The following is a 24,399-nucleotide window of genomic DNA, read 5'->3' as shown; positions in this document are numbered from 1 at the left end:
CAATTGCATCAATATTAATCAGGAAGGACTGAAAAGAGTAATTTTTTTCGGTTTTCTAAACTGTAATTTTGAATAATCCTTTCTCTGGGATTTAAATCCATATGTCCTCCCTTGGCCAATTCCATTATTGATTTGATGTTTTTTTCCAATAGATTCACATCTCTTTTCTTTAAAAGTATTCCTGTGTCCCCAATTATTTTTGGAATGTTATTGACGTCGCTACCAATGGGCTGACAACCGCAAAGCATAGCTTCACAGAGGGCACAACCAAATCCTTCAAAAATGGATAATTGAAAATAATAGTCACTCTTTTGATAATAAGTTTTGATTTCCTGGGGTTTTATTTTTCCCAAAAATTTCAGGTTGTCCGGAATTTGAAGACCATTAGGTTTGTCCATCCCTGCGATGAAAAAATTGCAATCCTGAAATCTTTTTGCCAATTCAGTGATCATATCCCCACCTTTTAAAATATACTGTTCAGCCGACATGACCGCCATAAATGTTTTTCCATTTTTAAGAATGGACCCATCCGGTTTCCAAAAGGATTCATCAAATCCGTTAGGAATAACCCGGTAAGGAGTTTTTATAAAAGGGAAATGATAAAGAAAACCATTGGGCAATTGTTTGCCGGGCTGATAAAAATCGTTACTGGAATTGACCAAAGAATCACTCACTGGAAGCAACATACTGGCCCAATCATATGATCTTTCACAAAACCATTTCAACAAAGGTATTCTAAGACTTCCATAATTCAATTCAGGAATTGAAGCACAATCAGTGCCATGGAGTACGATATAAACAGGCTTTCTGAAGATCTTTCCAAGCAAACTTGGGAAGAAGGACCAATATCCACCAAAGTGAACCAATACAAAACTGACCTGATTGATATGTGCCAAAATATGGAAAAATTGCATGACCATATAGATTGGTGCAAACTCTTTAACTTTCCAATTGTAGGTATTGATTATCAGCTCATATTTTTCTGATAAAACAGCAATATCCTGTAGGATAAAGGTTTGGAATGAGGGAGTGACCAATAATATTTTTGGCTTGGTCATTTCTTAGGATTATTGTTTTTTAAGAGGGTAATACTGATAGCTCCAATTAACAATAGACTGATCAAATATTGAATTATTACCACGATATTCTTTGTCTTCAGATAACTTGAAGGTTCGAATCTCATGATAATTGTAGATTTACCGTCAGGAACCTGAATTCCCCGCAATAAATAATTGGTTCTGAGGATGGGTACTTCTTCTCCGTTTACAAAGGCCTTCCAGCCTTTTGGATAGTAAATTTCTGAAAACACCACCAATCCACCTTTTTCTGCATCTACTTGGTAAGCCAATTCATAGGGTTCCCTTTGACTTAAGGTCACTTTACCAGAGCCTACTGTTTGTTTCCCAAACTCAGATTCATTTACAGTGGCTATTGTTTTGGTATCTAAATTTGAAATCTGCTTCAACTCATCATCATTGGTCATCACAGGTTGAATTGAAGTTGGAAACCAGGCCACCCCATTGGCCTCCGGGTTTTGGAATACTGCATTTTCGCCTCTGCCTGCCAGAATATATTTGGTGTTGAGCATATTCAATCCTTTCAGGCTTTCCCAGTCAAATTCCCCTTCCTGGGCTTTTTGGATGAAAACCTGCATTTCAGGTCCCAGAACATTTTCGATCAATTCCTGGTACCTTTTCATTTTGGCCCCATGATACCCTCCAATGCTGTTGTGGTAATAACTTGTCCTGGCCTCATTGAAAGGATTGTCCAAATTCAACACCCTGTAATAATCCTTGTCGGACAATATTTTTTCATCTGCAGGGCTTTTGGTAAAAAATTGCTCTGATGGATTATATTTAAAAGATTCTTCATTTAGGTATCTTCGGTTGACGTTCCAAAGATCAATGATCAACAGCAAAGCTATTGTGGCTCCTGCCAATTCAGTGGATATTTTGTTTTTAAGTGCTGCCCAAACAGCAGCTGCCGCTAAAGTGATGAATATCAGGCTTTTTAATGCGCTGTTTTTCAACATGGATTTTCGGTCATCCATCAAGGCCTCTGCCAACCAGTTTGGAAAATTGGAATCAACAGGTGCCCTGAAACTGAACATGCCCGCAAAGAGCCAAATCAGGGCAGCTAGTCCGGCAGTACAGCCCAAAGCGATAAATAATCCCCTATTGATCTGATCTTTTTGCCGTGTTCTGAACAAATACTCCATTCCCAAACTACCCAGCACAGGGATGGAGAATAGGGCCATTGCCAATCCCATTGTTACTGCCCTGAACTTGTTATAGCCTGGTAAATGGTCGAAAATAGTATAATTGAACCATTCCAGATTTTTTCCCCATGCAAGCAGAATTGAAAGAAGTGTAATGGTCAGAAATACTATTTTTAATTTTCTGGGTGCAAATATAATTCCCACTACTAATGCAAAAAGCATCACAGCACCACCATAAATAGGGCCACCTGTACCAGGTTGATCCCCCCAATAGGTTCTGGCATTGGAAATGAAATCCCTGCTTTGATTGGCATCAATTCCATTTGCTCTCAGTGCATTTTCTGTGTTTGAATCTTTGGGCAATTGTTCTGTGCTTCCCCCACCATATAGGTAGGGCACCAAAAGGGTAAGTGTTTCTAATTTGCCCTGTGACCAATTGAAGGCATAATCTTTGTCCAATCCTCCTTGGGATTTTTCAACTGAGCTGATGTTGGAAGGACCCCTGGTGGAGAAAGGGCTATATTCCAAAACAGATAAGAACCTGCTTAGATTTGCTCCCACAGCCAGCAGTAAGCCAAGTATAAGAACCAATGCCGCTTTTCCAAAATATACAAATCCTTTGGATTTAAAAGTGGAGATCAATTCCCCTAATCCATAAATCACCACTATAATTACGGTATAATAGGTAATTTGGAGATGGTTGAATTTGAGCTGCAGCATCAATCCAAAGGTAAACAAGGCCAAGCCAAGGAGGTATTTTCTTTGAAAAGCGAGATGAATTCCAGCCAAAATCAATGGAATGAGACAAATTGCCCAGATTTTTGCATTGTGCCCTGCTTCCAGGCTGATGATATGAAAAGAATTGAATGCAAAGGCAATGGCACCGCCTATAGAAAATTCAGGTCGGACTTTAAAACTCAGCAAAAGGATATACATGGATACCATGCCAAAAAAAAGTGAATTGACAGGATGTGGGAGTCCCAGCGTGATGATTTTAGTCAATAGATTTGTTATATCCCCCGGAACCTCAAAGCTGACCAAATAAGCGGGCATCCCACTGAACAAACGGGTTGCCCAAAGTGCCTCTTCTCCATTATTCTGCCGGTAATCCAAAATTTCTTTGGAAGCACCTTCCCATTGTAAAATATCATACTGGAATATTATTTTTCCGTCAAAAACTGCCGGAGAGAAATAAAACACTACAACCAGATAAAAAAGCACCACTCCGATCAGGTGGGGCAGGATATCTTTTTTGATATTAATCTGCATTCTCAGTTTTTTTCAATTGGTAAAGAGTCTGCAAATTATAAATTATTAGGAGAAAAAACTTGCTTTCTGCTTTGCCCTGTTGATTTTAAAATTGTTGAACCAAAAAATTTTAGTCCAAGCCTGAATCAAGGGAAATATTTGTCAGTACATTAATTTAAAAAGCATACTTTCAGTATGTCTCTTATTAGGGAGATATTCATGGAAAATATATTAACCAAAAGGGGCTTATCTAAGCCCCTTTTGAGGTATCAGTTATTTTTCCATTAGTTTATAATAAACCTCACTCCATTTCAGCTCTTTTTGAATGGCCGGTAAATTGGTATTTCGGCCAATGATAATATTTTCCAATCCCGCAATCGTGGCAAAATCTGTCAAATGTTCGATGGAAAGGTTTTGGCTAAAGCAGGTATGGTGTGCACCCCCGGCATAAATCCATGCCGCACAGGCAGTGTTCATGTCGGGCAAGGGTTTCCACATAACCCTGGCCACCGGTAATTTTGGTAAATCAAATGGAGGGGTCACCGCTTCCACTTCATTGACAACGAGTCTAAATCTATTTCCCATATCCACCAAAGAGGCATTGAGCGCAGATCCGGCTTTTCCATTGAAAACTAACCTTACAGGATCTTCTTTGCCACCTATTCCCAAAGGGTGTACCTCACACTTTGGTTTTTCTGCCGATAAAACAGGATCCACTTCCAGCATATGGGCACCCAATACCAAATTGTTGTTGGGTTCAAAATGGTAGGTATAATCCTCCATAAAGGCATTTCCTCCCTCCATGCCGGTACCCATAATTTTCATTGCCCTAACCAAAGCAGCAGTTTTCCAGTCCCCTTCACCCGCATACCCATATCCTTCAGCCATGAGTCTTTGTGTTCCTATTCCCGGTAACTGTTTCATGCCATGTAGATCCTCAAACGTATTGGTAAAGCCTTTGAAACCGCCGGCTTTAAGGAAATGGCGCATGCCGAGCTCAATTTTTGCCGCATCCAGAAGTGAATTTCTTTTTTCACCACCTTTTTGAAGATTGGGGGCCAGATGGTATGAAGCTTCGTATTCTTCCACCAAAAGATTAATTTCTTTATCTGATATGGAATTGATCACCTGAACCAAGTCGCCAACAGGGTGCGTATTCACCGAAAAACCGAATTTCATTTCAGCCTCTACTTTATCACCTTCTGTCACAGCAACGTTTCTCATATTGTCCCCAAACCTTGCAAATTTAGCCCCCTGCCAGTCTTTCCAGGCAGCCGCTGCCCTTGCCCAGGTATCAATTTGGGATTTGACATTTGAATCTTGCCAATGGCCTACAACCACTTTCCGGTTGATTTTCATCCTCGAAACAATAAAACCGAATTCTCTGTCTCCATGGGCACTTTGGTTGAGATTCATAAAATCCATATCAATAGAGGCCCATGGAATATCTCTGTTGAATTGGGTATGAAGGTGGAGTAGGGGCTTGGACAAAATCTTCAATCCCGAAATCCACATTTTTGCCGGGGAAAAAGTATGCATCCAAGTGATCAGACCTATACAGTTATTGGCTTGATTAGCCTCCTGACATAGAGAAAATATTTCTTCTGTAGTTTTGACGACAGGTTTGAAAACAATACTGACACAGATATTTGGGGAACTGTGCAGTTCCCTGGAAATGATTTGTGAATGATCAGCCACCTGTCTCAGCGTCTCCTCTCCATAAAGATGTTGGCTGCCTGTCACAAACCAAACTTCGTATTCTTTCAAACTAGCCATAATAAGTCATTTTAGGTTTATTGATTTTACTTTTACATCCAGAAAAAATAATATAAAAGACCCACAATCAATATAATACCAGCGGCTCCTAGGTTAAAGGAAGAGGTGGTACTGAATAATTCCGGGTCAATTTCAAATGCTTTTTTATCTGAGGTTTTCATTTTTACATTCGTATACAGTATTACTCCCAACATGAAAAATAAGGTGGAAAGCATAAAAATGGATTCAATTCCAAGGTAGGCAAATGCTTCAAATTGAATAAATCCCAAAATTGAAAGAACCAATCCAAAAATTATAAAGAGATTCCCGATCACCAGTATTTTTTTGTTTTTGCCATAATTGGGATTTGCAGAAGCTTTCTTCTCGGTAAAACTTATCAAAGATGCCAGAAAGCAAAGGACGATAAATACATACCCCATTCTAAGAATGAAAGGCATTTCGGGATAAAGTACTTTGAACAGGATACCTGCAGGGATTGTCGCAATGGCTGTCCAGAGGGCAGCATTTGAAGTAATTTGCCTCCAAAACAAGCCCATGCAAAATACAGCAACCACTCCTGGATAGATATATCCTGTATATTCCTGGATATATTGGAATACTTGATCTAAAGTGCTCAATTTTGGTGCAATGTACATGGCTATCAACAAGGCCAATACAGCTACTATCCTTCCTGTAGTCACTAATTGCCTATTGTTGGCTTGGGGGTTGAAATAAGTCCTGTAAATGTCCATGGTGAAAATGGTAGATGTACTGTTGATCATGGAAGCCAATGAGGAAACGATCGCGGCAGCAAGGGCTGCAAAAGCGAGTCCCCTCACACCGGCAGGGACAAAATTCTTCAATAACCAGGGATATGCCTCATCTGATTTATTAATGCTTCCAATTTGTTCCACTGGAATATTCAGCATTTCTGACAGCTCCTGTGGCGTATAATCATTGATAAGGACATAAGCTGCGATTCCTGGAATTACTACTAAAAGTGGAATGAGAATTTTAAGATATCCTGCAAAAATCAACCCTTTTTTTGCTTCTTGGATACTTTTTGCCGCCAAACCTTTTTGTATGATATATTGGTTAAATCCCCAGTAGCCTATATTGGTCAGCCACATAGCCCCTAAAATTACCGCAACACCCGGAAGGTCCTGGTAGGCATCTTTTAATCCCCCTTCACCATCTGGGATCATTTTTGCTCCTTTTGGGATGATCATGGCAAAATGGTCCCTTCCGCTGGCATAAATATTTTCAAACCCTGCTAATATACCATGTCCATTTCCCACTGCATCGAGAGCAAGGAATGTAGTGACCAGCCCTCCGCCTATAAGAACCAGAACCTGAACCACATCCGTCCAGGCTACTGCTTCAAGTCCTCCATAAATGGAATAAATGCCCGAAAAAATGAGTAATCCAATGATTCCATATACCAAAGGTACTCCCATGATTTTTTCCAGGGCCAAAGCTCCCAAATAACTTACTGAAGTGAGGTTGACGAAAATATATACCAACAACCAAAATACCGCAAATGCAGAACTTACTCCCCTGTTGAATCTTTCACTAAGAAATTGCGGCATGGTGTATATGCCTTTATCAAGAAATATGGGGAGAAAATATTTCGCCACAATGATCAGTGCTATGGCTGCGATCCATTCATAAGCAGCTATGCCCAAACCGATGGCAAAACCTGATCCAGATGTACCAATAAAATGCTCAGCTGATATGTTTGCGGCAATAAGTGAGGCACCAACTGCCCACCATGTAAGGGACCGGTCTGCTAAAAAGTATTCTTTTGCTGTTTTCTGAACACCTTTTTTTGTTCTGGAAACATAAAGGCCAATAGTGACAATAACAATTCCATACAATATGAAAACTATGTAATCTAATGTTGAAAAGCCTGAGTTCATGTATAGGTTAATAGGTTTATCTAAAGATCGGCAAATTTATTTAAGTGTCACAAATACACCTAAATAAATTTTTAAAAAAAATAAAGACATTGGAAATTATTCATTCAACAATTGAATTTCATTTTTTGGAATGAAATTCAGGATGCTTTGGAAATTTTCCTTGTAATTTTGCTCGTCCAGGCTGTAAAAAAATGCACCTTTTTTACTGGAGGACTTATCTTTATCTTTTTCCTTTTTCAATAAATTAGTGGACAAAACTTTCCTGCTAAAGTTTCTTTTGTCAATTTTTGTGTCGAATAGTCCCTCATACATAGCCTGGAGTTGGGGTAGGGTGAATTTTTCCGGCAAAAGCTCAAATAAAATGGGATGGAAGGCCGCCTTGTAGCGCAATCTTTCCAATGCAGCTCTCACCATTTCCTCATGATCAAAAATAAGTTTGGGCAATTCTTTTAATAAAAACCACCTGGCATGGAAATCATCATTGATTTGCTGCTGGTACTTTTGAATATCAATTAGAGCGACATATGCGATGGCAATTACCCTTTCAATGGGGTCTCGATCAGGTTCGCTAAAAACGTGTAATTGTTCCAGATAAACATCCTCCAGTCCGGTGAGTTGCTTTAAAATACGGTTGGCTGCCTCATCTACGGATTCATTGTTCTGAACAAATCCTCCCATTAAGCTCCATTTTTCTTTCTCCGGGGCAAATCCCCTTTGTATGAGCAGGATTTTGTAGTCAAAACCATCAAATCCAATGATAATGCTATCTACAGCTACCAATACCCTGCTTTGATTAGAGTATTTCATAATCTTAACTTTTGATTTATAAAATTAGAAATTTTTAGAATAAAGTTCTGTAAAAGCATGAGGAAATCATTAGACTTCATCAATCATTTTTTGGAAACGATAAATAAAACAAATCTACTTTATCAGCTTGAATTGCCTTGATGTAATGAATCAAAAAAATATTAGTGTAAAAAATACAATTAAAATATTGTCCTATTGATTAAATTTTTTGAAATTCGTTTAAGTTTGAATAAAATTTCCACATTGGATTACATTATAAATTTCAAATTGTTTCTTAAATTCCTTATTCACATCTTATTGGGCTGACTTAAAAACGATAACCTTAAAAATAATCTTTTAATCATGAATAAAACATATTACTTCAATTGGACCTCATTTCTTATCGGGTTTTTGGTGATTTTCTCTGCAAATGCCCAAACAAACCAGCTCATTGTCAATACCGACCAGAGTGGACCTGTAATCAGCCGTCATATTTACGGACATTTCGCCGAACATTTGGGGAGAAATATTTACGGAGGAATATGGGTTGGACCAGATTCAGATATTCCAAACGAGGATGGCTATAGATTGGATGTCATGAATGCCATCAAAGCCCTTGAAATTCCAAATCTCAGATGGCCGGGAGGTTGTTTTGCGGATGAATATCACTGGACTGATGGGATAGGTGATCCAAAAGAAAGGCCCATGATGATCAATACCCATTGGGGTGGTGTAGTGGAAGACAATTCATTCGGTACTCATGAGTTTTTGAATTTCACCAAAAAAATCGGTGCTGAGCCTTATATCACCGGAAATGTGGGAAGTGGATCTGTGGAAGAGATGTCCAAATGGATAGAGTATATCAACTTTGACGGTGTAAGCCCCATGGCCAACCTTCGAAAGAAAAACGGTCAGGAAGAACCTTGGAATATCAAATATTGGGGCGTTGGAAATGAAAACTGGGGATGTGGCGGCAACATGACGGCAGAATATTATGCCAATGAATATAAAAGGTATGCTACCTATGCCAGGGATTACGGTGCCAATAAGTTGTATAAAATAGCAGGAGGGGCTAACAGTTTCGATTATAACTGGACTGAGGTGTTGATGAAGAATATTCCATTGGATATGATGGATGGTCTTTCAATCCATTATTACACTGTGACAGGCACTTGGCAAAATAAAACCTCAGCAACTGATTTTGACAAAGCCACTTACTTGGTAACCTTGAAGAAGGCAGCTCGCCTGGAAGAACTTATTGTCAGACATGGTGCAATTATGGACCAATATGATCCTGAGAAGAAAGTGGGTATTATCTTTGATGAATGGGGAACATGGTTTGATGTGGAACCTGGTACAAACCCTGGATTCTTGTACCAACAGAATACACTTAGAGATGCATTTGTTGCCGCAATGTCTTTGAATATATTCAATAATCACGCAGACAGGGTGCATATGGCTAATTTGGCCCAGACAGTCAATGTGCTTCAGGCAATCATCCTTACTGATGATAAAGACATGATCCTAACCCCAACCTATCATGTTTTTGATCTTTATAAACCTCATAAAGATGCTTTGCTTTTGTCCCATCATCTAACTTCGGAAGATGTCAGCATCGGCAATGAGACTATGAAGGCATTGAATGTTTCCTCATCGAAATCAGCTGACGGAACTGTCAATATCAGTATTGCCAATATCAATCCTGATAAGAAAATAGACTTAGATGTTTTGCTGAGAGGGATGGATCCAAAATCAGTAACTGCAAAAATAATTACAGCGCCTGAAATCAATTCTTACAATTCTTTTGAAAAGAAAGAAGTAGTCAAAACAGCTGAATTCAAGGATTTCAAATTGTCTAAAGAATCATTGAATATATCAGTGCCGGCAAAATCAATTATAATGGTCAGGGTTAAATAATCTCTTTTTGGATAACATTTCCAATGGAAAGGAGATAAATGAAAAAAATTCCAATTCATGAAAAACAAAATTGTCATCGGACTTGATTACGGTACCGATTCTGTTCGTGCTGTTCTTGTAAATACTTTGAATGGGCAAAGTCTAGCTGAGGATGTTTTTTGGTATCCAAGATGGAAAAAAGGGAAATACTGCAATCCTGTTTCCAATCAATTCAGGCAACATCCTTTAGACCACTTAGAAGGATTGGAGTCAACTATTAAAAATGTAATTTCCAAATCTGGAATTTCGACATCCTTTGTAAAAGCTATCTGCGTGGATACAACCGGCTCATCTCCCTTACCCGTAGATGAAAAAGGCCAGTCTTTGGCAATGAATCCCCAATTTGCAGAAAATCCTAATGCCATGATGGTCCTTTGGAAAGACCACACTGCCATTAAAGAGGCTGATGAGATCAATGAAATGGCCAGAAACTGGGGAGGAGAGGACTACACAAAATATGAAGGGGGAATTTATTCCTCAGAGTGGTTTTGGTCCAAGATTCTCCATGTAATCAGAGAAGATGAAGAAGTAAAAAAGGAAGCTTATTCATGGATGGAACACTGTGATTTTATCACCGCTCAGTTGATCGGTTGTGAAAATCCATTGGAATTAAAAAGAAGCAGATGTGCTGCAGGGCATAAAGCTTTGTGGCATGAGAGCTGGGGAGGATTGCCTCCTAAAAAGTTTCTTGAAAAACTTGATCCCTATTTGGCCCGACTAAAAGACAGGTTATACAAAGAAACATATACCTCAGACACTCCTGCAGGAAAACTCAGTAAATCCTGGGCTGAAAAATTAGGGCTTTCTGAAGATACAGTGGTGGCAGTGGGAACTTTTGATGCCCATGCAGGAGCTGTGGGCGGACAGGTATCAGAAAATACCCTTATCAAAGTTATGGGTACTTCCACCTGCGATGTAATGATTGCTCCAAAAGATACTATAGGGGACAATCTGATCAGAGGAATTTGTGGTCAGGTTGATGGCTCTGTCATTCCAGGGACAATTGGCCTTGAGGCAGGACAATCCGGTTTTGGCGATGTATTGGCTTGGTTTAAAGACTTGGTCATAGAACCATCCCTGGAAATTATCCAAGGGAGTTCGATCTTGGATAAAGAACAAAAATCCAAATTAATTGCAGAAATAGAGGATCGGATTATTATAAAACTTTCTTCCGAAGCGGAAAAAATTCCTGTGAAGGAATCCAAAATTGTGGCTTTAGATTGGATAAATGGCAGGAGGACTCCGGATGCCAACCAGGCTTTGAAAGGAGCCATCATGAACCTGAATATGGGTTCAGATGCCCCAAGGGTATTTAAAGCTTTGGTAGAATCCATTTCTTTTGGATCTAAAAGAATTGTTGAACGATTTAGGGAAGAAGGAGTGAAAATAGACAACGTTATTGGCTTAGGGGGAGTAGCTAAAAAATCTACTTTGGTCATGCAGACCCTTGCGGATGTGCTGAATATGCCCATCAAAGTGGCCAGTTCAGATCAGGCTCCTGCCCTTGGTGCTGCAATGTATGCTGCAGTAGCTGGTGGTATTTATTCCAGCACCCAAGAAGCCATTAATCATATGGGAAATGGGTTTGACAAGGTCTATGAACCTATTGCTGAACATGTGGAAATTTATGAAAGACTTTATCAGGAGTATCTGAGGTTTGGAAGGTTTGTTGAAGGATGAAGGATGAAGGATGAAGGATGAGGACGAAAATGAAGAAGCTAATTTGTATTAAATTGAAGTTATTGTTGAATTCTTATATTAAATTAAATAAACCCAAAAAGATTTTAACCATGGATAGTCAATTTGGCTTCTAGGGAAATGAAAAATTGGAAAACGGTTCTTAAATCTCTAATATGCTCGCTTGGTTAACATGAATGACCAATTTGGAATAATTATAAAGAGATTGAATATTAAAAAAGAGAAAGTATTTGGCATATTTTCAAGCCAAACTTCTCTGATTGAATTAATAAGTTTTATAAAATTCTTGTCATATTTTATAAATTAAGTTTGAGACAAAACTTAATGACATATGAAAAATGATTTGAAAGATAGAACAAAGCGGTTTGCTCTTGCGATAATTGATGTTGTTGAAAAATTACCAAACACAATATCAGGAAGAGCCGTCGGTAATCAATTGGTTAGAAGTGGGACTTCCGTAGCTTCAAATTATAGGGCTGCCAGTAGAGGGAGAAGTGACAAAGAGTTTGTTGCAAAAATTGGGGTGGTAATTGAAGAGGCTGATGAAAGTGAATTTTGGTTAGAAGTGATAAATGAAAAAAAATGGGTGAATGTTGATGTGCATATAAAAGAAGCCAATGAACTTACTGCTATTTTTGTTTCTATAGCTTTAAAAATGAAAAATAGGAATTCAAAAAATAGATAGTATTAAATTACCGTAAGACTAATCAAAGAGGAAATTAATTTTCATCCCTCAACCTTTATACTTCATCCTTTTTATTGCAAATGAATAGATATTTAGAAATAAAACAACAATGCCTTCAAGCCAATCTCCAACTACCTAAGCTTGACTTGGTGGTCTACACATTTGGAAATGTTAGTGCTGTAGATAGGGAAAAGGGGGTATTTGCTATCAAACCCAGTGGAGTTCCTTACGAAGCACTCAAAGTGGATGATATTGTCATTGTGGATTTTGACAACAATATCATTGAAGGATCAATGAGACCTTCTTCGGATACCAAAACGCACGCATACTTATACAAACATTGGAAGAATATTGGAGGGATTTGCCATACCCATTCGACGTATGCGGTATCATGGGCCCAGGCCCAGATGGATATTCCAATATTTGGTACGACACATGCCGATCATTTGACTGTTGATATCCCCTGCGCTCCACCTATGGCAGATGTATTGATTCAAGGAGATTATGAACACAATACCGGCCGACAGATTCTGGATTGTTTTGCGGAGAAAAACCTGAGTCCGGAAGAGGTGGAAATGGTATTAATTGGGAATCATGGCCCCTTTTCCTGGGGTAAAAATGCTGACAAGGCAGTTTATAACAGTAAAGTCCTGGAAGAGATTGCCAGAATGGCATATCTTACCTTACAGATAAATCCCAATGCACCTAGATTAAAAGATTCCCTTATCCGTAAGCATTACGAAAGGAAACATGGGAAAAATGCCTATTACGGACAAGGATGTTAATAAACCAAAACAAAATCGAAACATGGAATCAAAAGCCAAATTGTTGTTTTCAGCCCTGATAATGGGATTGATGTGTTATTGTAATCCTGCCAAACAAAGCGATAGTGCCATGGAAAAGAAGGAAATTAAATTTGAAGTTAAAATTAAAGAAGTTCCAGTTGCAGGTAAAAATGCAAAAGTCTTCCACCTCGACAACGGTAACGGTATGCAGGTTGAAATTTCAAGCTTTGGAGGCCTTATTACCAAATTAATAGTGCCAGACCGGGAAGGAGTTTCCGAAAACATTGTTTTGGGTTATGATAATCTGGAAGGATATGATTCCAATGATTACTATTTGGGTGCAGCGGTTGGAAGGTACGCCAACCGGATTGCAAAAGGTAAATTTGAATTGGATGGGACAGCTTACCAATTGGCTACAAATGATGGAAATAACCATCTTCACGGAGGCCTTTTGGGTTTTAACAGAAAACATTGGGATGCAGAAATGGTCGAAAGTGAAAACTCTATGAAGGTTAAAATGACCTATTTAAGTCCTGATGGGGAGGAGGGCTATCCCGGAAATTTGACCACAACACTTACTTTTGAACTGACAGCTGATAATAAATTACTATTGGAATTTGAGTCGGAAACGGATAAACCCACCATCATTAACCTTACCCATCACGGTTATTTCAACCTGAGTGCGATGAAGGAAAATATTCTCGGGCATGAGTTGGTTATCAATGCACCCAAATATACCCCGGTGAATAATGAATTGATTCCTACCGGGGAATTGGTATCTGTAAGCAATACTGCTTTTGATTTTAATGAAGCCAAGAAAATAGGAGAAAGAATTGACCAGATTCCAGGGGGATATGACCACAATTATGTAATCAAAGAACAGCATGATGGTGAATTGGTGAAAATGGCAGAACTTAGTCATTCGGGTTCCGGAAGGGTGATGGAACTGTATTCCGATTCACCGGGTGTCCAATTTTACTCAGGAAATTTTCTGGATGGAAAGCTTACTACCGCAGGTATCACTTATTCCCAATATATGGGTTTATGTCTGGAACCACAGACTTTTCCCAATTCTCCCAATGAACCTGATTTCCCAAGCGCCAGGCTAAATCCAGGTGAAAAATACCGTCATAGGATCCAATACCATTTTACTACCAAATAAATTCCCTATTTTTGCCCCAAATTGAATTCAGGCATGTTTGATAATCTTAGTTTAAAATTAGATAGAGCTTTCAAAACCCTAAAAGGGACCGGTAAAATTACCGAAATAAATGTTGCTACTACAGTAAAGGAGATAAGGAGAGCGTTGATTGACGCTGATGTCAATTATAAAGTGGCGAAGGAAGTAACGGATACCATTAAAGATGAGGCATTGGGCAGGGATGTGTTGATCGCAGTATCACCTGGCCAGTTACTGGTGAAGATTACCCAGGAAGAATTGACTAAACTGATGGGAGGATCCAAAGTTGATGTCAACATCAAGGGAGATCCGGCAGTTATCCTAATCTCAGGTCTTCAGGGTTCAGGTAAAACTACATTTACTGGAAAATTCGCCAATCTTTTAAAGAAGCAGGGTAGACAGGTTTTATTGGTAGCCTGCGATATTTACAGACCTGCAGCTATTGATCAGTTGAAGGTTTTGGGAGAGCAGATTGGAGTGGAGGTGTATGCGGAACCTGAAAACAAAAATGCCATTGAAATTGCCAACCATGCCTTAGATTATGCAAAGAAAAATGGAAAAAAGATAGTCATCGTCGACACTGCAGGTCGTTTGGCGGTAGATGAACAGATGATGCAAGAGATTGAAGCCCTGAAAAAAGCGCTCAATCCTTCAGAGACCCTGTTTGTGGTGGATTCCATGACCGGTCAAGATGCTGTCAATACTGCTAAAACATTTGATGAGCGATTGAATTTTGATGGGGTGGTGTTGACCAAATTGGACGGTGATACAAGAGGTGGTGCTGCGATTTCAATCCGACATGTAGTCAATAAGCCGATCAAATTTATTTCAACCGGTGAAAAAATGGAAAACATTGATGTTTTCCACCCGGACAGGATGGCCCAAAGAATCCTTGGCATGGGTGATGTCATATCCTTGGTTGAAAGGGCCCAACAAACTTTTGACGAGGATGAAGCCAAACGGATCAATGCCAAAATCAGAAAAAATCAATTCAATTTCGATGACTTCCTGTCACAATTGGAGCAGATCAAAAAAATGGGGAATATCAAGGATTTGATGGGAATGATACCCGGAATGGGCAAAGCCATGAAAGGATTGGATATAGATGATGATTCTTTTAAACCAATAGAGGCAATTATCCGAAGTATGACTCCTTTAGAAAGGGAAAATCCGGACATCATTGATGGAAGTAGGAGAAAAAGGATAGCGAATGGTAGCGGGAGAACTATCGTTGAGGTGAATAACCTGATGAAACAATTTTCTGATATGAGAAAAATGATGAAGCAGATGAATAAAATGGGAGGGGCTAAAAAAGCATTGGGCGGAATGATGCCTGGAATGGGAAGAAGATAAATAGAAATTACTAATTACCAATTACCAATTACCAATTACCAATTACTAATTACCAATTTTCGAAATCCAAAATCCAAATTCAAATCATTTATTTTAAAAACTCCAAATTGCCAGTAGGGTAGTTTGGGGTTTTTTATTTGTGCTTTTTAAGGACCTTGGTTTCTGTATTTCAAGTTTTACTTATAGCCAAATATGGATTTTATTCTCCCGAAATTTGGGGAAATTCATATTGTGTTTAGGTTAATCGGTATTTTTTACCTGGTAAGGATTTAATAAGTCCTTCAAATTCAAGATTTAAGAGTTTCATGGCTAAAGTCGAAATAGAAACTCCGGTCATCAGGGAAAGCTGGTCAATCTCCAATTCTACATACTCCTGGAGTAATAAAAGGATCTTCTTTTCTTCCTCTTCAAAACCAGCAAAGTCTTTTCTGTTTTTATTTGAGTTGTTTGTTTCAGGATTTTCTTTTGACCAGGACAGGGATTCTTCCAAGTCTTTCGGACCTGTAAAAATTGAAGCCTTCATTTTTCTGATCAAATGATTACATCCTTCACTATAAGGAGCATGGAGATTTCCAGGAACGGCAAAGACTTCCCGGTTGTAACTGAAGGAAATTTCTGCTGTTATCAATGCGCCTCCTTTTTTGGCAGCTTCCACTACGATCAGTGCATCCGACAATCCGGCAATTATCCGGTTTCTTTGCGGGAAATTGCTGGGATGCATGACAGTACCAGGTGGATATTCGCTTATCAATCCCCCGGAATCCAACATAGCCTCTGCCGTACCTTTATGGGCTGAAGGATATACCTGATCTACAGAAGAACCTAATATGGCTATTGTAGGGAGTTTGTTCTGCAATGCTGCCCTATGGGATTCAATATCAATCCCATAAGCAAGTCCACTGATCACAGTTGGCAGGTAAGGACTTAAATCCTCAATAATTTTTCTTGTTATACTTCGGCCATACTCTGTGGCATTCCTTGTTCCAACCATACCAATGGTCCTGGGGGCGTTGAAATTTATTTTACCCTTAGTAAAAAGTACCATCGGGCAATCATCCAGGGATTTCAAACGGGAAGGATATTCAGGATTGGAAAAAGTAAGGATATTGATATTTTTCTTTTGACATTGGGCAATAATTTCTTCAGCCTCCTTAAGGTAAAGTTTGCCTTCTTTTCTTAATTCCAAAAGTTTCTGGCTGATCCTTGGGATTTTAGCAGCTTTGCCAGAAGGCATTTCAAAAAAACTTCTGGCAGACCCCGTATAAGCCAGAATGTTTCTGTATACCGTTGGGCCGATTTTCGGAATCCGATGTAATGCTAATTGATATTGTAATTCATCTGTCAGTGGAGTCAACATGCATACTATCTCTAATTTCTATTAAAAAACGTCTTATTTGATGGAGCCGGTCCACCATTGTAGCTTTGTCAAAAATTTTCTCCTGATTCTTTTTGATCACTTCCTGCGCACCCTGTAAGGTATATCCCTTGACTTTTACCAATTGGTAGATAAACCTAATTTTTTCAATATCATCTTTTGTAAACCTTCTATTTCCCTTTTTGTCCTTTTTTGGTTTTATGACGTCAAATTCACCTTCCCAATACCTGATGAGAGAAGGTGCAACTTTGAAAATATTGGCCACTTCTCCAATAGAGTAATACTTTTTTTCAATCTCTTTCTCTTTATATGGCACAATTCGGGTCTGTTAGAATGATACAATCTAAATTATATGGGTGTAACGAATCAGTAAAGTAATTTAATATTATTTGATCAAATTTACTTTCAATCTTTTACTAAATAAACTGATTTTTACCTAAAATGTGATATTTTGTTGGTTTTCAGTTTAATATTTTAGGAAAAATCTCATTTTTTATCCTGTATTTTTTCCCTTTCATTCTTTTGATACCTTCATAAAACCTAGAATTCCATTACATTCAAAATGACGCATGCCATTTTTTCAATTTGTTTTGAAAATCTGATTCATTAAAACCCATTTTTCAGAAGATTTATTTTCTGCTATTGGTTCTTGGTATTTCAACATCAAATTCTCCCATTCCTTTACTTTTGGGTTGTTTTCATCCAAAAGCTTTTTTCTTTCAAAGGAAAAATTTTCTGAAACATCCAAGACCATAAAGAGCCTCGTTTCCCATCGGTAAAGTTCCATGGAAAGTATGTCCGCATCCTTAAAGCTTTGCAAAATAGCTTCAGGGATTTGCTTGTGGTACCTTTCATATTCTTCAATCAATACCGGATCATTTTTTAAGTTAAGGGTTAAGCAATATCTTTTAGTTGCCATAATATTTTTTAAATTTTGTGTATTTGTACAATAATCTGAACATTTTTCAAATTAGGGTTTTATATTAAGAAATTAAATTAATTCCACGGATCCAATGTCCTGCATGTCAAAGGGGTATTACTTTATTTTGTTCTTCCTGGTCTTTCTATTTGGAAGTAAGGCATTTGCCCAATTGACTACAGTGGGAAAAGAATTCCGCTTTGGTTTTATGGAGAATAATAGGGTTGTTGATTACGATAATCCCGGCAATTCGGCTTTAGATTATGGAATAGTGGTCATTACTGCTGCCGAACCGGCAACCGGAATTATCCAATATGGCAATAGATCAGTCAATTTTGATTTAAATACCGGAGACCAGTTTTTTTATAGGATTGAGGACATGGACATTCTTCACCGGGCTTCCGGGGTAGTGGAAAACAAAGGGGTTTATATCAATTCGAGCGGGGATGTTTCGGTATATGCATTTAACGAACGCTTAAGGTCTGCTGATGGAACAGTAGTGCTACCTATTACCTCCCTTGGAAAAGAATACTATGTAGTATCTCATTTTGAAATAATGACTGCACCCACCAATTTTCCATATTCCCCCAATGTAAATGATGAAAGTCTTTTATTGGTAGTGGCCGTGGAAGATAATACCAGGATACAAATTACTCCTTCAGTTTTTACTTTGAGTGGCAATCCGGCCGCTATACCATTTGAAATTTCTTTGAATTCAGGGCAATCATACCAAATTAAAGCCAAGGCTGATTTGACGGGGACAAGGGTGAGGGTAGTTGGTGATAATGTGGATGATTGTAAGAATATAGCTGTTTTTGGTGGCAATAAATGGACCAGTGTGGGCAATTGCGGAGGTGCAAATGACCACCTTTTTCAACATATGTATCCTGTTACCACCTGGGGTACAGATTACCTCCATGTTTCTTTGAGGGGAAGAACCTCAGGGGAGATGGTGAAAGTTTTGGCTTCAGAGAATAATACTTCTGTTCTGGTTGATGGTGTGAATGTCGGTAATCTTAATGCAGGTAGGTTTCTGACTTTAAATTTTGAACAAAACGAAGTCAAAAGAATAACTACGGATAAGCCATCATTGGTCACTGTTTTTTCCAAAAGCCAGGAATGTAATGATCCGGGTTCACCTCTTTTTGAAGATGGGGATCCATTCATGATGAGTTACAGCCCCAACCAACAATTGCTCCAATCAGTAACCTTCAACGCCATTCAGCTCCCTGAAGTAAGGAACCATTATGTTAACATCATTGTACCATCTGCTGCTTCAGGTCTCACCAGGCTTGATGGTCAAAATATAGGTAATCAGTTTACGCCATTTCCGCAATATCCCGATTTTTCTTATGCAAGGTTGAATATTCCCCAAGGCGTTCATCGATTGGATAATTCGGAAGGATTTATAGCCTATGTTTATGGGTTCGGGGTGGTGGAATCTTATGGATATGCAGTAGGTGCCGCTTTGTCCAATTTAAATTTTGAAACAGAACCCACTTATGAATTTGAGGTTCAAGGGGAAAAAGTGGCCTGCCTAAACCAAGAAGGAACCTGGGAGATTTTTCCCGAAAATGAGCTGTTCACATATTTTTTGTGGGATTTTGGGGATGGGAGTCCCCTAAAAGAAGGAAAACAGGTAAAGCATACCTATGGCGAGATTGGAGTTTATGAAATTAAAGTTATAGCCTCCCTGAGTATAAATAGTTGTGATCAGCAAGAGGAGGTAAAATTTAATGTGAACGTGCAAACCGTTGAGGGAGAAATTATTGGTTTGACCTCAGTTTGTCCTGAAGTGGAGGAAATTACCTATTCCTTCAGATCTCCTGAAGAATTCTCTAAAGTGGAATGGAAGCAGGAAGGAGGGGAAATCATTGACCTCAATGAAGAAGAAGGCTTGGTAACCATCCGATGGGGTAAAACCAATCCAGATGCATTTGTTCTGGCCATACCATTCACTATGGAAGGATGTCCAATGGCAGAAGTACAATTACAGGTTAATATTAATCCTGTGATTATTTCTGAAATCCCTACCGGTGAAACAGAGATTTGTTATAATCCCGAAGGGATTTTTGAATATAGGGTGCAAAATCAATACGCTAACCGAAAATATTTTTGGATGATAGAAGGAGGAGAAATTATCGGTGAAAATGATTTACCGGTTATAAATGTCAGATGGGCTGAAGGCTCAACCCGAGGAACTATTTGGTTTCAAGAATCCAGTTTATTGGATGATTTGTGTGAAGGAGAGTCTCCCAGACTTGAGGTTATTATCAATCCAAAACTGGAAATTGAAGAACAATTGATTTCCAACGTATTGTGTTTTGGAGAATCAAATGGAAATATTACAATTAAGCCCAAAGGGGGAACCCCACCATATTCCTTTTCCTGGAGCCATGATGTAAACCTGAATTCCGGGTTGGCGGAAAATTTATCTTCTGGCATTTATGCCTTAAAAATCACCGATAGTTTCGGTTGTGAGATAATTATCAATGACCTTGAAATTGTGCAACCTGAAATTCTTGAAACAGTCAGTCTTTCCCTCACTCCGACAAGTTGTTTCGGAAGAAGTGATGGGGAAACAAGTATCATTGTCAGGGGAGGTACTGCTCCCTATTCAATTGATTATCCTTTTGCTATCATTTCCGGAAATGAGATAAAATTGCCTGATTTGGAAGGACAGGAATATGATTTTGAAGTGAGGGATGCAAATGGATGTTCCATTCCCATTTCTTTTGTAATAGATTCACCTGAACCCTATATGGTGGATGTAAATATTGAAAAACCATCATGCCCTGGTCAAAATAATGGGAAATTAATAGTCTTGCCTGATAACCAATTTGGTCCATACATTTATTTGTGGGATTTTGATAATTCCGGAAATCAAATCCTTGAAAATGTACCTAGGGGAGTGTATAATGTTACGGTCACAGATAGGAGGGGCTGCCAAGGTTTTGGGATAGGGGAAATGAAAGAGAGCACTCCATTGGTCAGAATGCCAACAGGTTACCGTTTGGATGAAGGATTATTCTCTGCAGTGTCTAATTGTGATCTGGATTTTACCCTATCTGTGTTTAACAGATGGGGCCAGTTGATATATTCAGGAGACTCAGGTTGGGATGGAAAATATGGTGATACTCCTGTTCCTTTGGGTACTTATTCTTACCTATTCCAGTATGTATATAATCTAAATGGGGAAGTTTTTGAAAAGGAAATTAGGGGTGTTTTTACAATTATTCGTTAAAGTTATAACCTTTTGGGTATACAAATGATTATTCTAAATAAATCAATGCAAGTTACTATAATCAAGATTGATTAAGTTTAGAAATTATTGATAAATTGTACTTTCATGAAGGTGAATTAATTATGCGTGCCCTTGGTAGTAAATTTGGTTTTTTCCTGACCACCTTAATCAGTTTATTTCTAAGCTTAGAAGTAAACGCCCAACTTACTACTATTGGAAGGGAATTTTTTGTGGGCTTTATGGAGAATCACCGGGTGGCCCCTAATAGATTGGATCAGGCATCTATCATCATCTCAGCTGAAGAGGATGCATCTGGGATAATCCAATATGTCAATAATACTATCAATTTTTCATTAAAGGCTGGAGAGCAATTTGTGTATTATTTTCCACAGGATGGAATGGACATTATCCATAGGTCATCAAGGCAGATTGAAAATAAAGGGGTCTATGTCAATTCCAATGGAAACATTTCAGTTCATGCCTTTAATTTTAGGGAAAGAAGTGCGGATGGAACGGTTATTCTGCCCTTATCTTCTATCGGAAAAGATTATTGGGTATCTGCACATCATGAGGTTTTTGGCCCAGGAGTAAATCCTGGATCGAATGTCAATTTTGAAAGTACCCTATTGATTCTGGCGGTTGAAGACGAAACCAGGGTCGAAATTGTCCTTTCGGCTCCAAGTGTGGAGCCAGTACCTGTACCAGCTGGATCTACCTTGTCGGTGACGCTAAAGAGAGGAGAAAGTTATCAGGTTAAGGCTGTGGGAGATTTGACTGGAACCAGGGTTAGGGTAGTTGGTTCTACGGACGGTGACTGTAAAAATATTGCAGTATTCGGTGGTAATAAAATGACCTCTGTAGGAGAGGGTTGTGATGATGCATCTACCGGTGATCACCTTTTCCAACAGATTTATCCCACTTTTTCCTGGGGCAAAGAATATATCCATATTCCATTGGCAGGAAGGTCATCGGGAGAAATGGTTAAAATTCTTGCTTCCGAAAACAATACAGTGGTTTATGTCAACGGACAACAAAGTGCTACCCTAAATGCCGGAAAGTTTGTTTCTTTTTCCTTTGGAAAAGATGATTTGGCATACATCACGGCTACCAAACCCATAGCAGTGACTACTTTTGCAAAAAGTTATAAATGTAACAATCAGGTAGGCGCGGGTGCAGGGGATGGAGACCCCACTATGATTACCCTAAGCCCCAATAACCAATTAATCAAGAAGACTGTATTTTCTTCGGTCAAAGTAGTAGGTATAGTCGAGCACTTTGTGAATATTCTGGCAAAAACGGAATCAGCAAACCAGACAGTATTAGATGGTATCAATATTGGGGCAGAGTTTAATCCGGTTTTCTGGAAACCTGAATTTTCCTATGCAAGAGTAAAGGTATCGGAAGGTAGCCACACATTAAGTAATCCTGAAGGGGTCATAGGATATGCTTATGGATCAGGATTTATTGAGTCTTATGGGTATTCAGCCGGTGCAAGTCTTAGCAATCTTAACTTTGAAACAGAGGTAGCCTATGATTTTGAAGTTTCCGGGGACAAAGTGGCCTGCTTGGGTGAAACCGGTTCCTGGACTATTTTACCCAGAGATCCAAAATTTGAAATTTTTGAATGGACATTTGGTGATGGCACAGAAATACAGGAAGGTAAAACAGTAGATCACTTATTTGAAAATCCCGGCATATACCAAATCAAAATTGTGGCCTTAACGGGGAATAGATCCTGTGATGAAATTGAAGAGGCCTATTTTGAAGTTGAGGTGTTGGAGAGTAAAGGAGAATTGATTGGCCCTGAAAATGTTTGTCCTGATATTGACGAGGCAGTTTACCTTTTTGAGAATTTTCAAAATACTGATAAAGTTCTTTGGGAAGTAAATGGAGGAGAAATCCTTCAATCTGATAACTATTCGGTAAAAATTAAATGGGGTTCCTCGACCCCGGAAGCGAAAGTTACTGCGATTCCGGTTACAGAATTGGGCTGTTGGGGAAAACCCATAGACTTAGAAGTTCTGATCAATGATACTATTGAGCCCGGTTTGGCCATAGGATTGAATCAGATCTGTTATCAGGAAAATGCTACCTATTTCTATGAAGTAAAGGATGTAATTCCTAATAGGAATTATGAATGGTTTATTCAGGGAGGAGAAATCATTTCTGATAGATTTTCCGAAAAAGTTGAAGTCTTATGGGGAGGCATTGGTACAGAAGGTGAAATATGGTATGAAGAATTTAGTTTTATAAATACCTCTTGCGGAGGAGAGTCTCAAAAGCTAAAAGTGAAAGTCAATCCTCCACTTGTTGCTGAGGTTACAGAAATTACTGAGTTTATCTGTCAGGGAACGAATGAAGGGTTGATCAGGTTGAATGTGAACGGAGGATCTGGGGTTTATAATTTTATTTGGTCTCATGACCCAGATTTGAAAGAACCTGAAGCAAATGGTTTAAGAGCAGGGATTTATGAAGTCATTATTCAGGATTTGGGAGGTTGTGAAATTTCCTTTAGCCAATTGCAGATCCAAGAGTCTGTACCTATGGAATTGGATGGGCTACCGGCCATAAGTAATGCATCATGCTTTGATAGTGAAGATGGGTTTGCGACCCTAAATATCAAAGGTGGTGTACCTCCCTATAGGGTGGATAAGGAAAGTGTACTGATTATGGGTTCTTCTGTCCAACTGTTCAATTTATCAAGAGGGGATTATAATATTAAGGTTTTTGATGCAGCCAAGTGTGAATTTGAGGTCAATTTCAGTGTGGGTTCACCTGAACCCATAACAGCAGAATTTGAAATAGAGAAAGTTGCCTGTCCAGGTATTTCAAGTGGAGTTTTAACAATAGTTCCTTCCGGTGGAGTGGCTCCCTATACCATTACCTGGGATTGGGATGGTACGACAGGAACCAGTCTAAGTAATATCCCATTTGGAACATACAGTGTTTCCGTTGTAGATGCAAATGGATGCTCACAAAGTTTCATAGGTGAAATGCAGGAAGCTGAACCTCAATTAAGAATGCCTACTGGTTATAATCCTTCTGATGGACTCTATCAAGGAATAAGCAATTGTGAGGTGAATTATAAATTAATGATTTACAACAAATGGGGTCAATTGTTGTTTGTAGGCACGGATGGATGGGATGGTAAATTCAATGGTGAAGAAGCTCCAATGGGAACCTATACTTACATGATAGAATATTCTTTTAATTTAGAGGGACAGATACTTACAAAACAGCAACGGGGAATTTTTACATTAGTCAGATAAATCTTTTAT

The 24,399-nt window shown here is 38.8% G+C and carries 16 protein-coding genes; 8 read left to right on the top strand and 8 right to left on the bottom strand.

The window, feature by feature from the left end; all coding sequences use genetic code 11:
- Positions 1 to 14: 14 nt before the first annotated feature.
- The 5 genes from ACFSKV_RS07605 to ACFSKV_RS07585 form a co-directional block, all read right to left on the bottom strand.
- Positions 15 to 1,058 (bottom strand): glycosyltransferase family 4 protein, encoded by a 1,044-nt coding sequence (locus ACFSKV_RS07605; RefSeq protein WP_380801345.1) that lies wholly within the window; start codon positions 1,056 to 1,058, stop codon positions 15 to 17.
- Positions 1,055 to 3,487 carry a YfhO family protein gene (locus ACFSKV_RS07600; RefSeq protein ID WP_380801344.1) on the bottom strand — a complete coding sequence of 811 codons (2,433 nt, stop codon included), beginning with the start codon at positions 3,485 to 3,487 and terminating at the stop codon, positions 1,055 to 1,057. The genes ACFSKV_RS07605 and ACFSKV_RS07600 overlap by 4 nt, the downstream gene beginning before the upstream one ends.
- A gap of 252 nt (positions 3,488 to 3,739) precedes the next feature.
- The gene (gene araA / locus ACFSKV_RS07595) at positions 3,740 to 5,242 is read right to left on the bottom strand and encodes an L-arabinose isomerase (protein ID WP_380801343.1); all 1,503 of its coding nucleotides are present in this window, start codon (positions 5,240 to 5,242) and stop codon (positions 3,740 to 3,742) included.
- Positions 5,243 to 5,274: 32 nt separating this feature from the next.
- On the bottom strand, positions 5,275 to 7,140 hold the full coding sequence (locus ACFSKV_RS07590) for a sodium:solute symporter family transporter (protein WP_380801342.1): 1,866 nt from the start codon (positions 7,138 to 7,140) through the stop codon (positions 5,275 to 5,277).
- A 96-nt stretch (positions 7,141 to 7,236) separates the two neighbouring features.
- Positions 7,237 to 7,947 (bottom strand): NUDIX hydrolase, encoded by a 711-nt coding sequence (locus ACFSKV_RS07585; protein ID WP_380801341.1) that lies wholly within the window; start codon positions 7,945 to 7,947, stop codon positions 7,237 to 7,239.
- Between the two features lie 342 nt (positions 7,948 to 8,289).
- Between ACFSKV_RS07585 and ACFSKV_RS07580 the strand changes: the two genes are divergently transcribed.
- From ACFSKV_RS07580 to ffh, 6 genes are all read left to right on the top strand, one after another.
- Positions 8,290 to 9,843 (top strand): alpha-N-arabinofuranosidase, encoded by a 1,554-nt coding sequence (locus ACFSKV_RS07580; protein ID WP_380801340.1) that lies wholly within the window; start codon positions 8,290 to 8,292, stop codon positions 9,841 to 9,843.
- 57 nt (positions 9,844 to 9,900) lie between these two features.
- Positions 9,901 to 11,562: a ribulokinase gene (locus ACFSKV_RS07575; protein WP_380801339.1), complete on the top strand. Its 1,662-nt coding sequence runs from the start codon at positions 9,901 to 9,903 to the stop codon at positions 11,560 to 11,562.
- Positions 11,563 to 11,911: 349 nt separating this feature from the next.
- Positions 11,912 to 12,265, top strand: a complete 354-nt coding sequence (locus ACFSKV_RS07570; RefSeq protein WP_380801338.1) for a four helix bundle protein — start codon at positions 11,912 to 11,914, stop codon at positions 12,263 to 12,265.
- 80 nt (positions 12,266 to 12,345) lie between these two features.
- A complete protein-coding gene (locus ACFSKV_RS07565) occupies positions 12,346 to 13,050 on the top strand; it encodes an L-ribulose-5-phosphate 4-epimerase (protein ID WP_380801337.1) in 705 nt (234 codons plus the stop codon).
- Positions 13,051 to 13,072: 22 nt separating this feature from the next.
- Positions 13,073 to 14,212 carry an aldose epimerase family protein gene (locus ACFSKV_RS07560; protein ID WP_380801336.1) on the top strand — a complete coding sequence of 380 codons (1,140 nt, stop codon included), beginning with the start codon at positions 13,073 to 13,075 and terminating at the stop codon, positions 14,210 to 14,212.
- 33 nt (positions 14,213 to 14,245) lie between these two features.
- Positions 14,246 to 15,583, top strand: a complete 1,338-nt coding sequence (gene ffh, locus ACFSKV_RS07555) for a signal recognition particle protein (RefSeq protein WP_380801335.1) — start codon at positions 14,246 to 14,248, stop codon at positions 15,581 to 15,583.
- A gap of 235 nt (positions 15,584 to 15,818) precedes the next feature.
- Here ffh and dprA read toward each other — a convergent pair whose 3' ends face one another.
- From dprA to ACFSKV_RS07540, 3 genes are all read right to left on the bottom strand, one after another.
- Positions 15,819 to 16,940 carry a DNA-processing protein DprA gene (gene dprA / locus ACFSKV_RS07550; RefSeq protein WP_380801334.1) on the bottom strand — a complete coding sequence of 374 codons (1,122 nt, stop codon included), beginning with the start codon at positions 16,938 to 16,940 and terminating at the stop codon, positions 15,819 to 15,821.
- On the bottom strand, positions 16,918 to 17,274 hold the full coding sequence (locus ACFSKV_RS07545) for a MerR family transcriptional regulator (RefSeq protein WP_380801333.1): 357 nt from the start codon (positions 17,272 to 17,274) through the stop codon (positions 16,918 to 16,920). Before ACFSKV_RS07545 ends, dprA begins: the two co-directional genes overlap by 23 nt.
- Positions 17,275 to 17,538: 264 nt before the next feature.
- Positions 17,539 to 17,877: an L-rhamnose mutarotase gene (locus ACFSKV_RS07540; RefSeq protein ID WP_380801332.1), complete on the bottom strand. Its 339-nt coding sequence runs from the start codon at positions 17,875 to 17,877 to the stop codon at positions 17,539 to 17,541.
- 103 nt (positions 17,878 to 17,980) lie between these two features.
- On the opposite strand from ACFSKV_RS07540, the gene ACFSKV_RS07535 reads away from it, so the two are divergent.
- Positions 17,981 to 21,121, top strand: coding sequence for a PKD domain-containing protein (locus tag ACFSKV_RS07535; RefSeq protein WP_380801331.1), 3,141 nt, complete (start codon positions 17,981 to 17,983; stop codon positions 21,119 to 21,121).
- Between the two features lie 122 nt (positions 21,122 to 21,243).
- Positions 21,244 to 24,390: a PKD domain-containing protein gene (locus ACFSKV_RS07530; RefSeq protein ID WP_380801330.1), complete on the top strand. Its 3,147-nt coding sequence runs from the start codon at positions 21,244 to 21,246 to the stop codon at positions 24,388 to 24,390.
- The last annotated feature ends 9 nt before the right edge of the window (positions 24,391 to 24,399 follow it).

The organism is Shivajiella indica, assembly GCF_042683085.1.
GTDB classification, from domain to species: Bacteria; Bacteroidota; Bacteroidia; order Cytophagales; family Cyclobacteriaceae; genus Shivajiella; species Shivajiella indica.
The sequence above is the reverse complement of the archived record's forward strand: the minus strand, read 5'-3'. Positions and strand labels throughout refer to the sequence as shown.